Genomic DNA, 12705 nt, shown 5'->3' with positions numbered 1-12705 from the left:
CCGATCCGGTCCCGCCCGGCAGAACCAGTTGTATCTAGCAGCTATATGACGAGCGTCTGCCTGGGATCGCGTACGGTCAACATGGTCGTTACCTGGCCGGCGGCGCGCCCCTCATACTTTCGGCCGCGGTTTTCCGGTTCGTGTATCTGGCGCCGTGCTCCGGAACCCTTGCGGGAGCGGCTCGTCGGCCCTGCGGGGATATCGGAATCGGCCATCGGCAAAGACTTGCCCAACCCCGGTGGGCCGGTGAGGTGGACCGGTTCGGCCGGCCGGCGCCCCGGCACGGCGGACGGGACGGTGCCCGGAGCAACCGGACCCGTCGCCCGCCCCGCCCCCGATGCCGCCCGATAAGCTGATGACCTGCGGTCTTCCCAGGACGGCCCGCCCCGGGGAGCCCGGCCGCCCACCTGATCCGGAGTACCCGTGTCCGCGCCCGTTCCCCCGTCCGTTCCCGCGCCGCTCACCGTCGCCGTCGCCCAGCCCGTCTGCGTTCCGCTCGACGTGGCCGCCAACTCCGCCGCCCACGCGGAGGCGGTCCGGCGTTCGGGGGCCCGTCTGGTCGTCTTCCCGGAACTCTCGCTCACCGGCTACGACCTCACCGCCGAGGCCGTCTCCCCCGACGACCCGCTTCTGCGCCCCCTCGTCACGGCCTGCCGCGAGACGGGAGCGACGGCCCTGGCCGGTGCTCCGGTGCGGGCCCCGGACGGCCGTGAGCACCTCGGCACACTGGCCGTCACGGGAGCCGGCGCCCGCTTCGTGTACGGCAAGACGTGGCTGCACGGCGCGGAGTCCGACCGGTTCGCCCCCGGCGAGAAGCCGCAGGTCCTGGTGGTCGACGGACATCGGCTGGGGCTCGCGGTGTGTTACGACGCCGCGGTTCCCGAACACGCCGCCGACACCGCCGCGCTGGGCATCGACGCCTATGTGGCGAGCACCCTCTACGGCCCCGGCCCCGAACAGGCCGCCCGCCGCGACGGCCACATGAGCCGGACGGCACTCGCCCACGGTGTGTGGGTGGTACTGGCGACCTCGGCGGGCCCGAGCGGGGTGTACGGCCGGACGTCGGGCGGCTCGGGCATCTGGGCACCGGACGGGACGGCGGTCGTGCAGGCCGGGCCCGAGGCCGGCGCCGTGGTGTCCACGACCGTGGGCGGGGGCCCGGCCGGGGCCCGTCGCCCTTGGGCCGGCCGGTAATTGGGGGCGGGCTCAGAGTTGCCCGCCGGCCATCTCGGCCGTGACGGCCCACCGCTCGTGGTCGCGCCAGGCTCCGTCGATGAGAAGGAAGTCCGGCGAGAACCCTTCGAGACGGAAACCGGCCCGGCGGACGAGGGCGAGCGAGCCCTCGTTGCCGGGCTGGATGTTGGCTTCGAGGCGGTGCAGGCCGAGCGGGCCGAAGGCGTACCGCAGGACCAGGTCCAGGCCTTCGGCCATCAGGCCGCGGCCCGCCGCGTGGGCGAAGGCGCCGTAGCCGAGGGCGCCGCAGCGGAACGCGCCGACGACGATGTTGTTGATGTTGATGAACCCCGCGATGGCGCCTGCGGGCCCGCTGTCCCCGGCCCGTTCGCAGACCAGGAAGCCCGCCTTCGTGGGGTCGTCGATCAGCTGTCCCGCGTAGGCGGCGTACGCGCGGGCGTCGGTGGGCGGGAAGAGCCAGGGGCTGTGCAGCTCCCGGCTCTCCCGGGCCCGGGTGGTGAACTCCTCGGCATCGGCCGGGGTGTAGGCGCGGATCGCCACCCGGTGCCCCTCGGCCGGATTGTGGTTCTCGGACATCCGGCGAGACTATCGGCCGGAATCCTCCCGGGGCAGCGGCACCCGGGCCACTGCGACCTCGCCGGTCGACGGGTCGCCGTGGTTGTGGAGGACTGCGGTGCCGTCCGGCGTGAACACCGGGTGCGGGTGCCTCGGGTGCCGGTCGGCCGCCGTCCGGGCCAGGAGGGTCCGGGCCCCGGTGGCGATGTCGACGAGCACCACGTCGGAGACCTGTCCGGCGTTCTGCCAGCCCCGGCCCGGCGCGTCCAGGGGTCCGGTCGTGTCGACGACGGCCCATTGTCCGTCGCGGCTGATGTCGCAGTGCCAGTCGCGTTCGCCCGCGCTGACCAGGCGGGCGGGCCGGCCGTCCGGGTGGAGTGCGTACAGGCCGCGCGGGCCCGCCTCGCTCTCGCCGTACGCGCACACCAGGGCGCCCAGGTCGTGGAACATCCAGCGTTCGTGGCCCACGGCGAGCGTGCCCCCTTCCGCCGCCTGGTCGAAGACGCAGCGGCCCTCCGGGGCCCGTGCGGGGTGCCGGGCCCAGACGCGGTCCGGGATCTGCCGGGAGGGGCCTTCGTGCGCGAACGTCAGCCACGACTCGTCGTACAGGCTGTGGGCGGGGTGGTTGGCGGACCAGTCCCTGGTGAACAGTTCGTCGGCCTTCCCGATGGACACGGAGATCTCCAGGCAGGTGACCGGCGCGTCCCGGTCCCCCGGCTGTTCCATCACCACCACCCGGTCGCCCGCCGCCGTGAGGGAGCACAGGTTCTGCAGGGTGTGTCCGGGGGCCGCCGCGTACAGCCGCTCGGGGGCCGCCCGGGAGCCCAGGTCGAGAACGTGGACGGCGTCGTTGCGGACCCAGGCGACGCGTTCGGCGGCCAGGGCCACATCGGGCCAGAGCAGTTGCTCCGGCCCCGTGGTGCCGGGCGTTGCATCGTAGAGGTTCCGTGCGGCTGGTTCACCGTCGCGCCAGCGGACGCTGGTGAGTCCGAGGGCCCCGGTGGACGGGGAGTACCTGGTCAGTACGAGCCGTTCGCCGTCGGCGTGGAATCCGTTGGTGTGCGGGTAGGGCAGGTGGGCGCCGCTGAGGAGGACGGTCATCGCACCAGCCTCACGGACCGGAACCGCGCCGGGTTCTTGGGCGCGGCCCCCACGCCGGCGCCCCATTGGAGGTAGCCGTCCCGGGCGTCGGTGGCGGTGCTCGCGTCGGCGTCGTTGACGAGGAAGGACAGTCCGAACGTTCCGGTGGGCGCCCGGTCGAAGCCGAGCGAGGTCCAGGGCACCGCCAGCCGGTAGGTGGTGGTCCCGGCCGCCCCGTCACGCACGACGGAGACGTCCGCGCCCGGTGTCGGACCGGCCTGCTGCCCCGGCGGCGGGCTCCAGGTGTACGCGACGGGTCCGCTCGGCAGCAGCGCCGCGCCGACCTCGACCCGGTTGCCGTCGGTCGTACCGGGAAAGCCCGAGTAGAGGTCGTACTGGAGGGAGTCGACCTGCCAGGCCGCCGAGGGGTCCGTCCGGTCGGCCTTGTGGACGTCGTCCTCGACGACCGCGTCCAGGATCAGGTCCTTGTCGGTGTGGGTGCAGCGGATCGTCCCGGAGAGATCACCGGGTCCGCTCCTGGTGCCGCCCCGCAGACCCACCCACTCCCCCTGGGAGTCGAGGTCGACCGGGGCGAGGGTGGTGTCGGCCGCCGGTTCGACCGGGCTGAAGCTGAGCGAGCCCGATTCGGTGGCGTCGCCGGTCGTGACGGAGTAGGCGTAGGAGGTGAACCGCTGTGCCTCGGCAGGGAGTTCGACCGTCTCGAAGGACTTCCCCGCGGCGACGGGCCCCGGGTCCGCGATCGTGCCCGTCCAGGGTCCGGCCCGCCAGCCGACCGGTGCGGGCACCAGAGCCCGTTCCGGGTCGTTGTTGGTGAGCCGCACGGTGAGCCCCGCGCCGTTCCTGCGGATGTCGGGCCGGCCGGTCACGGTGTACGGATCGACCACCTTCGTGGTGGTGCGCAGCCGGGCCTGCCGGCCGAAGGACACGTCGACATCGCGTACGCCGGTCTGTCCGGTGGCGGGGACGGTGAGCGCGAGCGAGGTCTTCGCGCCCGGCCTGGTGGTCAGTGTGCCGCGCACACCGTCGACGGTGACCGGCAGCCGGCGGGGCAGTACGCCCGCCCGGCTGCGGTCCGCGGTGACCGTCGGTGTGTGTGGGCCAGCCGTTCTCGGTGACCCAGACGGGCATCTTCTTGCGTGCCTCGACCTTCTTCACCAGCTGGGCGAACTCCCCGAGTGCCTTGATCTCCTCCGGAGGTGTGCTGGGGCTGTCGCCGGTGCTGCTGTAGTAGTTGACGCTGAAGGTGTCGAGGTGGTCCAGGCCGCCGCGGGCGATGAAGTCGTCGTGCCAGGCGAGTTGGGTGCCGGCCGAGGTGGGGCCCACCAGATTGGCGTCCGGCATGGCCTGCTTCACCGCCTTGACCATGTCGTAGTAGCACTTGGCGGTGATGCCGCAGGCTCCGTCGTTGAAGCCGGTCGAGTTGTACTCGTTGTAGACGGAGAAGTCATTGGTGTACGGGGCGTAGGCGGCGGCGGCGAACCTGGCGAAGGCGGCCAGGCCCTCCGGTGTGCTGGGTGTCTTGCCACCGTCGTAGAGCGGATTGCGGTATCCGAGGATCGGCATGGTCCTGATGCCTCGCTTCGCCGCGTTCTTCAGGCCCGCGTCGAGGGAGGAGGACCCGGAGTCGTAGACGCCCTTCTCCTTCTCCATCGCCCAGTTGGCGTCGGACCTGACCTCGCTCCAGCCGACGGTGGCGGCGGAGTCGATCAGCGCGTCCTCCCATCCGGGCTGCCAGCCGTAGTGCATGGCCACGGCGTAGTACGGGTCCTTGGCGGGCAGTGGGGCGACCACACCGAACGAGGTCGTGCGTGTCACCGGGGCGCCCGAGTCGGCGGTGGCGGTGAGCGTGTAGTAGCCGGGGCCGAGATCCTTGATGTCGAGGGCGGCCCGGCCGTCGGTGACCTGCGCCGTGCCGGACTTCAGCGGTACCCCGTTCGGATCTCCGACGGTCCAGCCGATCCGGCCGGCCGCGGAGGCGAAGGTGATCGGGCCCTGATCCGCGCCCTGGGTGAAGAGCAGGCGGCGCGAGGTGATGTCGAGCAGCGGGGCGTCGGTGAATTCGACGGATATCCGGCTGAAGCAGACCGGCGGCATGTTGTCGGCCGTCGCCTGCACATCGAGCCGGAAGTCGGCCCCGTTGGCCCGGTCGGCGAACCGGATGTCAGCCAGCTCGAACTGGTGGCTCCGCCAGGTTCCGGTGCCCTTCAGCGCCACGCCGGCCGCCCCGGTGAAGATGTTGGACTGCGAGTCGTACTGGAGGGCCATGCCGACCGCGCCCGCGTCGAAGTAGTCGACCGTGACCACGGCCCGCTTCGCCCCGGCGGGGACGGCACCGGCCGCCACGGCCTGGAGGTGCCCGGCCAGATCGAGCTGGCCGGCATGGACGACGCCGGCCCGTTCGACCTGCTTCCGCTGACGGTCGCCGCCGCCCGGCTCCCCTCCGGGGAGATGGGCCGACGGGCGATGGAGATGCTCGCCCGGCGGATCCGGAACCCGGACGGCCCGCACGAGGTGCGGCACGTCCTGCTGCCCGTCGAGATCCGCACGCGTGACTCCGCGCAGGCGTATCTGCGGGTGGTCGGCGCCGGACGCGCGTAAGGGATCGGGCCGGCTCCCGGCCGGCCCGGTCCCTTGCGCGAGGTGCTAGCCGCCGACCACCGGAAGCTCCAGCACACCGGTGCCCTCGGGGGCGCTGACCACCGTGACCGGCTTGATTCCCCGGTTGCCCGCGTACGCGCTGTCGCTCGCCGCGATCACGAACTCCAGCCGGTGGCCCGCTTCGTACCGGTGGACGATGCCCGGCAGCTGCACGGTGAACGAGCGCGTGACGTCCGGCACCCGCACCGGGGAGACCAGCCGGTTCACGAGGGTCCGGCTGCCGTCCGGGGCGACATCGTAGACCTTGGCGAACAGGACGAGCTTGTCGGCGGCGTCGCCGCTGTTCTGGACCCGCTCCGTCTTCGGCGAGACGACCTTCAGGGTGGCCTTCGGCGCGCCGACCACGTCGAGGGGCGAGGTCAGCGGGGCGCTGCTCCAGCCGAGGTAGGTGCCCCTGGTGTCATAGGGCTTGGGGTCGGGCAGCCCGATCAGTCCGGCGAGCGAGTTCTCCGAATGACTGGTGGGAACGAGCCAGTTGACGTACTGGCGGCTGCCCCGGGAGATCTTGGACCGGTTGTCGACGAGCTTCCCGTCGCCGGACAGGTACAGCTTCTTCGAAAGGGACGGTACGGAGTCGGCGGTGCCGTATCCGCTCCGCCAGTCGCGGTAGTACGCGAAGCCGGGCCCGGTGTCGGTGTTCTTCCGGTGCTGGAGGTAGCGGTCGAACCAGGCGAGGACGCGCTGCCCCACGTAGCTGGTCTCCAGATTGCCCTTGCCCAGGTCGAGTTCGCCGGGCACCTGTCCGCCGCTGTGGCCCCAGGCCTGCCAGATCATCTTGGCGGTGGTGCCCTGTGCCTTGAGGGTCTCGTACGTGGCGGTGGCCTCGTTCAGGTTGAACAGGCTGTCGGTCTGGCCCTGGACGAGCAGGGTGGGTGCCTTGACCTTGCCGAGGTGGTCGACGGGTGACACGCTGCGCGCGTAGTCGAGCATTTCCGTGGTCCGGCCGGCCGGGAAACGGCCGGAGTTGAGCAGCCGGATGGTGTCGCAGGCCCGGGTCGCGAAGTGCAGACAGGTGAGGTTGTTGAACCGGGACGGGTCGAGGCTCGCGTTGAGGATCGTCTGCCCCTCCCCCATGAGGTAGAAGCCGTTGGTCCACTGCCATTTGAACACCCCGGGAGTGTCGGACGAGACACCCTCGCGGGTACCGGCGTTGTTCGGGGCGAGCGCGTACGCGAGGTCGTTCCAGGTGATCAGCGGTACGAGGGCGTCCACGCGCCGGTCGACGGCGGCGGTGGCCATCTGGACGGCACCGCCGTACGAGCCGCCGATCATGCCGACCCGGGGGTCGCCCGCGCCGTCCGCGGTGACGTAGTCGGCCTTCGTGCCGTCGTCGGCGGCGCGGGTTCCGGCGAGGAAGTCGATGAGACCGGCGGCGGCCCGGCCGTCGATGGCCGGGTCGTCGAGGGTGATGAGGCAGCCCGACTTGCCGAAGCCGAGTCCGGAGTAGACGAGGCCGACGTAGCCGCGGGATGCGAAGGCCTTGCCGATGGCGTCGGTCGTGCCGTCCGACTTGCTGCCGCCGAAGCCGTTGGTGGCGAGCACGGCGGGGGCCGGATGCTGTGCGTCGACCCCGGCGGGGCGGTACAGATCCGCGTCCACGGTGCAGGAGCGGCCGCCCGCCTGGAGAGTGAACTTCAGCGGGGTGACGGTGTACTGGGACGGTTCGGCCGCGGTCGCGCGCGCCGCGCCGGTGAGGACCAGCGGTGCGGCGAGCGCGGCCCCGGCCACGTACGCGGCCGACTTCCGGGTGAGTGTCCGGTACCCGGACCGGGGGCGGGGAACAGCACGCGACACGAAGACCTCCACACCGAGGGCGACTTACCAACCGGTAAGTAACGGACCGCGCTCATGCTGTGACACGCGTCCTAGCGATGTCAACGCTGGGAGGGGTGTTTCGTGAACGTTGCTCAACTTCTTTACCGTTCGGGCCCGTTCAGAGCAGTGCCGGCACCTCGGCCGTCAGAGTGGCGGGGCCGCCGTCGGCCGGGGCGTCCAGCACGGCCGGCACGCCGAGCGGGATGGTGAGCGCGGTCGGGCCGTGCCCGAAGCCCAGCTCCTCGACGACGGGTACGCCCAGCGGTCCCAGCCGGTCGGCGAGCACGGCCCGCACCTCCTCGTACGGACCGCAGCCCGCCCAGGAGCCGCAGGCCACTCCCGCGATCCCGTCGAGCGCCCCGGCCCGCAGCAGCTGGGTGAGGATGCGGTCGATGCTGTACGGGTCCTCGGTGGTGTCCTCGATCACCAGCAGCCCGCCCCGGGCCGATGCCCTCGCGTGCGGGGTGCCGAGTTCGGCGGCGAGCAGGCTCACACAGCCGCCGTAGGTGATCCCGCGGGCCCGGCCGGGGACCAGCGCCCGTGCCGTGGGCAGGCCGAGAGTGCGTACCGAGTCGGGCTCGAACAGGGCGGCCCGCAGGGACTCCTGCGTGTCCGGGTCCTTGAGGAAGGTCTCGGTGCCGGTCATCGGGCCGTGCAGGGTGGCGATTCCCGTGCGCAGGGCGAACGCCTCGTGGAGCACGGTGATGTCGCTGTAGCCGACGAACACCTTGGGTCCGGCCGCGCGCATCGCCGCCCAGTCGACCAGGTCGACCATCCGCTGGACGCCGTACCCGCCCCGGGCGCAGATCACCGCGTCCACCGCCGGGTCGCACCAGGCCTCCTGGAGATCCCTGGCCCGCGCCTCGTCCGTACCGCCGAGGTAGTCCAGCTCCGGATGCACGTCGCGGGCGTGCGGTGCCTCGACGGGGTCCAGGCCCCAGCCGCGCAGGATGTCCAGGCCCGGATCGAGGCGGTCGGCGGGCACCGGCCCGCTCGGTGACACGACGGCGACCCTGGCCCCCGGGCGCAGCCGGGCCGGGCGGGTCAGTGGTGCGAGGGTCACTTCTTCAGCTCCAGCCGCGGCACATCGGTCCGGTCGATCCCGAAGGTCTGGGCGTACAGGGAGAGTTCGGCCTCCAGGGCGCGGATCATGGTGTCGGCGCGCCGGAACCCGTGTCCCTCGCCCTCGAAGGTGAGGTAGGCGTGCGGGATGCCGCGTCCGTCGAGCGCGGCCAGGAACCGTTCGCACTGGACGGGCGGGCAGATCGGGTCGTCCAGTCCCTGGAGCAACAGGAAGGGCGTGGTCAGCCGGTCGGTGCGGCTGACCGGCGAGCGTTCGCGGTAGCGCTCGGGGACCTCGGCGAGCGGGCCCACCAGCGACTCCAGGTACCGCGATTCGAAGTCGTGGGTCTCGTCGGTTCCCCAGCCGGTCAGGTCCAGGATGGGGTAGATGATCGTCCCGCAGGCGTAGACATCGGTGCCGGTCAGTGAGGCGGCGGTGGTCCAGCCGCCGGCGCTGCCGCCCCGGACGGCGAGCCGCTGCCGGTCGGCGGTGCCCTCGTCGGCCAGCGCCGCGGCGACGGCCGCGCAGTCCTCGACATCGACGACGCCCCACTGTTCGCGCAGCCGGTTGCGGTAGGCCCTGCCGTAGCCGGTGGAGCCGCCGTAGTTGACCTCGGCGACGCCGATGCCGCGCGAGGTGAAGTAGGCGATCTCCAGGTCGAGTACGAGTGCGGCGTGCCCGGTGGGGCCGCCGTGCGCCCAGACGACGTAGGGCGGGCGCTCGTCCTCGGGGCCGGTCCGGTCGGGGCTGCGGGGCGGGTAGACGTGGGCGTGGATCTCGCGTCCGTCGGGCCCGGTGAAGGTGCGTTCCTCGGGGCGCGGGTAGTACGCGGGGTCGACGGCGTCCTTGTGCGGTGACCCGATGACGCGGGTGCGTCCGGTCGCGGTGTCCAGCTCCACCACCTCGTAGGAGCTGTACGGGCTCGCGGCGACGCCGATGACCCGGCTGCCGTACACGGCGAGCGTCTCGGCCCATTCGGTCCAGGGCCCGGCGACGTCCACGAGTTCGCCGGTCTGCGGGTCGAGAATGCCGAGCGTGGTGGTGCCCTTGCCGTGGATGGTGGCGATCAGGCCGTTGTCCAGCGGCCGGAACCAGCTGAGCCCGATCTTCCAGAGCGGTCCGGCGAACTCCTGCTCGCGGGGGCAGAGAGGGATGGCGCCCCGGTCCGGGTCGGCCCGGTAGAGGTTCCACCAGCCGCTGTGGTCGCCGGCCAGGAGCAGTTGTCCGTCGGCGTCCCACTCGATCTGCGTCACCGATTCCTCGGGGCCGCCGGCGAAGGAGCGGGGGCGGTGGAAGGTCCCGTCCCCGGCCACGTCCGCGAGCATCACCTCGGTGCCGTCCCACGGCATCCGGGGGTGGTCCCAGGCGATCCAGGCCGCCTGCCGTCCGTCGGGCGAGAGCTTGGGTCCGGTGACGAACCGGCGGCTGTCGTCGGTGAGTTCGCGGACCGCGGTGCGGTCGTCGGCGGCCGAGCCGTCCAGGGGTACGGCGGCGATCACCCGGCGCAGATCGCTGGGGTCCTCGCCGGTGAACTCCTCCAGGACGCACCAGACTTCGCCCCGGTCCGGGTGGAGCTGCGGGTCGGCCCAGCGCAGCCCGCCGGCGGTGGCCGGGGCCGGGGTGAGCGGTACGGGTTCGCCGGGCCCGTCGGGGGCGTAGGCGTACAGCCGCTGGTCGGCGAAGTGGACGAAGACGATCAGTGGGCCGCCCTCGGTCCGCGCGGTCCCGGCCCAGGGCACTCCGCCGTACTCGATGACCCGGCTCCGTACGTTCCACGGGGCGGGCAGCACGCTTTCGGTGCTTCCGTCCGCCCGGCGGCGGACCAGGGCGCGGCGGCCGGCCTCGGCCGGGCGCGGCTCCGTCCACCACACCTCCTCGCCGACGGTGCCGACGTACTCCGGGCGCCCGTCGTGGGAGGCGGCGAGCGCGGCGTCGATCGGCGACGGCCAGGTTCCGTGAGCCCCGGTGGGCAGCATGATCGATTCCCCCTGTAGCGGTCAGGCAGTACGCAGGTAGTGGTCGAGGACCCGGACGCCGAAGTGCAGGGCCTCGACGGGTACGCGTTCGTCGACGCCGTGGAACAGCGCCTGGTAGTCGAATCCGACGGGCAGCTTCAGCGGTGAGAAGCCGTAGCCGGTGATGCCGAGCCGGGAGAACTGCTTGGCGTCGGTGCCGCCCGACATGCAGTACGGGACGACATGGCCGGCCGGGTCGAAGTGTTCGATCGCGGCGCGCAGCTTCGCGAAGGTCGGCGAGTCGACCGGGGCCTGGAGCGGGACCTCACGGTGGTGGAACTCCCAGTCGACGTCGGGGCCGGTCAGCCGGTCCAGGGTGGCGTGGAACTCGTCCTCGCCGCCGGGCACCATCCGGCCGTCGACGAATGCGGTGGCGTGGCCCGGGATCACGTTGACCTTGTACCCGGCCTCCAGCATGGTCGGGTTGGAGCTGTTGCGGACGGTCGGCGCGACCAGGTCGGCGGCGGGGCCGAGCTTGCCGAGGAGTTCGTCGACGTCGAAGCCGGGGGCGTCCAGGTCGGGGTGTATGCCGTGCAGTGCGGCGATCTCGGTGAGCGCGGCACGGACCGTCGGGGTGAGCCGGACGGGCCATTCGTGCTCGCCGATCCTGGCGACGGCCGCGGCGAGCGCGCTGACCGCGTTGTCCTTGTTGACCTTGGAGCCGTGCCCGGCCTTGCCGTGTGTGGTGAGCTTCAGCCAGCCGGTGCCGCGTTCGCCCGCGGCGATCGGGTAGAGCGGCAGGTCCGGTCCGGCGTGGAAGGTGAAGGCGCCGGATTCGCTGATCCCCTCCGTGCAGCCCTCGAAGAGTTCGGCGTGCCGGTCGGCGAGGAAGCCCGAGCCGTCGTCGGCGCTGGCCTCCTCGTCGGCGGTGTACGCGATCACGATGTCGCGGCGGGGCCGGACGCCGGCCCGTGCCCAGGCGCGTACGACGGCCAGGACCATCGCGTCCATGTTCTTCATGTCGATGGCGCCGCGCCCCCAGACGACGCCGTCGCGGACCTCGCCGGAGAAGGGGTGCACGGACCAGTCGGCGGCCTCGGCGGGGACCACGTCGAGGTGGCCGTGGACGAGCAGGGCGTCGGCGGACGGGTCGGTGCCGGGAATCCGGGCGACCACGTTGGTACGTTCGGGGGTACGTTCCAGCAGGATGGGTTCCAGTCCGGCGCCGGCCAGCCGTTCGGCGACGTACTCGGCGGCCGGGCGTTCGCGGCAGTCGCCGCCGCCGCGGTTGGTGGTGTCGATCCGGATCAGTTCGGAGGTGAACGTCACCGATTCGTCGAGCGCCTGCCGGTCGACGCCGCCGGCACTCTGCTGGGGGTGGGTCGCCTCAGCCATACTGTTCCTCCACGGCGGACGACACGATCGTCGTCACCGCCTTGAACGTGCGGATACCTTCGTACATCGTCGCGCTGGTGTAGGCGACGCGCCGTTCGCCACTGGGGGCCACGCCGGGGACGACGGTGGCCGCCTGGGCCAGGTGTTCGGCGTCGAACTCCAGCTCCACGGTGAAGGGTCCGCCCTCCACCGGTGTGTGCCGCACGGCGAGCGCGGCTGCGTCCTTCGCGGCGGCCCGGATATCGGCCGCGGTACGGGCCGGGGTGCGGCACACCGCCGCGTACCGCGACACGTAGTCCTTGACCGCGACCTTGCGGGCCCGGGGCGCGTACCCCTCGGCGTCCACGCAGGTCAGGTCGTCGCCGGTGACGAGGACGACGGGCACCCCGTACTCGGCCACGACGTGCGCGTTGAGCAGACCCTCGCTCGCGCGGGCGCCGTTGAGCCAGACCCCGGTGATGGAGTTGGCGAGATAGGTGTGCGCGAGCACGCCCTTCGCACCGGCACCCGTGTGGTAGCCGACGAACGCGATGGCGTCGACGTCACCGTGCTGGATTCCCTCGACCATGGAGAGGGACTTGTGTCTGCCGGTGAGCATCTGGACGCGGTCGTCGAGCCGCTCCAGCAGGAGATTGCGCATCGACCAGTGGGCCTCGTTGACGAGGACTTCGTCGGCGCCGCCGTCGTAGAAGCCGAGCGCCGCCGCGTTCACGTCGGAGGTGAACATGGAACGGCACCGCTCCCATTGCGCAGTGCCCGGCAGCACATCGGCCGGCCAGGTCACGCCGGTGGCGCCTTCCATGTCCGCGCTGATCAGGATCTTCATGCCGGGTCACGCTACGCGCCCGAGAACCGCCAGGCCAGAGCCTCGGAGACGTTCAATGGTCCAGTCCACCGAAGAGAGTGCGACGCACACCCCGAACAGCCGCATCACGGACACTCCCCCGGGGCGGCCCCCGGCCCGCCTTG

At 72.1% G+C, this 12705-nt stretch carries 11 protein-coding genes; 2 read left to right on the top strand and 9 right to left on the bottom strand.

Annotation, left to right across the window (positions count from 1 at the left end):
• The first annotated feature begins 423 nt into the window (after positions 1-423).
• Positions 424-1194, top strand: a complete 771-nt coding sequence (locus ABZ622_RS19630) for a carbon-nitrogen hydrolase family protein (RefSeq protein WP_360544730.1) — start codon at positions 424-426, stop codon at positions 1192-1194.
• Positions 1195-1206: 12 nt separating this feature from the next.
• Here ABZ622_RS19630 and ABZ622_RS19625 read toward each other — a convergent pair whose 3' ends face one another.
• From ABZ622_RS19625 to ABZ622_RS19610, 4 genes are read right to left on the bottom strand one after another with little or no spacing between them, the layout of a single operon-like run.
• Positions 1207-1770, bottom strand: a complete 564-nt coding sequence (locus ABZ622_RS19625; RefSeq protein WP_360544728.1) for a GNAT family protein — start codon at positions 1768-1770, stop codon at positions 1207-1209.
• Between the two features lie 9 nt (positions 1771-1779).
• Positions 1780-2850 carry a hypothetical protein gene (locus tag ABZ622_RS19620; protein ID WP_360544726.1) on the bottom strand — a complete coding sequence of 357 codons (1071 nt, stop codon included), beginning with the start codon at positions 2848-2850 and terminating at the stop codon, positions 1780-1782.
• Entirely contained in the window at positions 2847-3389 is a 543-nt protein-coding gene (locus ABZ622_RS19615; RefSeq protein WP_360544724.1) for a hypothetical protein, read from the bottom strand. Before ABZ622_RS19615 ends, ABZ622_RS19620 begins: the two co-directional genes overlap by 4 nt.
• Positions 3352-5193, bottom strand: coding sequence for a hypothetical protein (locus ABZ622_RS19610; protein ID WP_360544722.1), 1842 nt, complete (start codon positions 5191-5193; stop codon positions 3352-3354). The genes ABZ622_RS19615 and ABZ622_RS19610 overlap by 38 nt, the downstream gene beginning before the upstream one ends.
• A 9-nt stretch (positions 5194-5202) precedes the next feature.
• On the opposite strand from ABZ622_RS19610, the gene ABZ622_RS19605 reads away from it, so the two are divergent.
• On the top strand, positions 5203-5448 hold the full coding sequence (locus tag ABZ622_RS19605) for a substrate-binding domain-containing protein (protein ID WP_360544720.1): 246 nt from the start codon (positions 5203-5205) through the stop codon (positions 5446-5448).
• Between the two features lie 45 nt (positions 5449-5493).
• Here the strand turns inward: ABZ622_RS19605 and ABZ622_RS19600 are convergent, their stop codons facing one another.
• The 5 genes from ABZ622_RS19600 to ABZ622_RS19580 form a co-directional block, all read right to left on the bottom strand.
• Positions 5494-7236 (bottom strand): CocE/NonD family hydrolase, encoded by a 1743-nt coding sequence (locus ABZ622_RS19600; protein WP_360544892.1) that lies wholly within the window; start codon positions 7234-7236, stop codon positions 5494-5496.
• Positions 7237-7441: 205 nt separating this feature from the next.
• On the bottom strand, positions 7442-8386 hold the full coding sequence (locus ABZ622_RS19595) for an LD-carboxypeptidase (RefSeq protein WP_360544718.1): 945 nt from the start codon (positions 8384-8386) through the stop codon (positions 7442-7444).
• Positions 8383-10362: a prolyl oligopeptidase family serine peptidase gene (locus tag ABZ622_RS19590; protein WP_360544716.1), complete on the bottom strand. Its 1980-nt coding sequence runs from the start codon at positions 10360-10362 to the stop codon at positions 8383-8385. Before ABZ622_RS19590 ends, ABZ622_RS19595 begins: the two co-directional genes overlap by 4 nt.
• A gap of 21 nt (positions 10363-10383) precedes the next feature.
• Entirely contained in the window at positions 10384-11736 is a 1353-nt protein-coding gene (locus tag ABZ622_RS19585; protein ID WP_360544714.1) for a M20/M25/M40 family metallo-hydrolase, read from the bottom strand.
• Complete coding sequence (locus ABZ622_RS19580) at positions 11729-12562, bottom strand: M55 family metallopeptidase (RefSeq protein WP_360544712.1); 834 nt, start codon at positions 12560-12562, stop codon at positions 11729-11731. The genes ABZ622_RS19585 and ABZ622_RS19580 overlap by 8 nt, the downstream gene beginning before the upstream one ends.
• Positions 12563-12705: the final 143 nt, after the last annotated feature.

Source organism: Streptomyces sp. NPDC007164 (assembly GCF_040634135.1).
Taxonomy (GTDB): domain Bacteria; phylum Actinomycetota; class Actinomycetes; order Streptomycetales; family Streptomycetaceae; genus Streptomyces; species Streptomyces sanglieri.
The sequence above is the reverse complement of the archived record's forward strand: the minus strand, read 5'-3'. Positions and strand labels throughout refer to the sequence as shown.

What these genes read in the sequence shown, in the direction of transcription:
- ABZ622_RS19625 (WP_360544728.1), bottom strand. Translation starts at nt 1,770, where the DNA reads ATGTCCGAGAACCACAATCCGGCCGAGGGGCACCGGGTGGCGATCCGC.
- ABZ622_RS19620 (WP_360544726.1), bottom strand. Translation starts at nt 2,850, where the DNA reads ATGACCGTCCTCCTCAGCGGCGCCCACCTGCCCTACCCGCACACCAAC.
- ABZ622_RS19590 (WP_360544716.1), bottom strand. Translation starts at nt 10,362, where the DNA reads ATGCTGCCCACCGGGGCTCACGGAACCTGGCCGTCGCCGATCGACGCC.
- ABZ622_RS19585 (WP_360544714.1), bottom strand. Translation starts at nt 11,736, where the DNA reads ATGGCTGAGGCGACCCACCCCCAGCAGAGTGCCGGCGGCGTCGACCGG.
- ABZ622_RS19580 (WP_360544712.1), bottom strand. Translation starts at nt 12,562, where the DNA reads ATGAAGATCCTGATCAGCGCGGACATGGAAGGCGCCACCGGCGTGACC.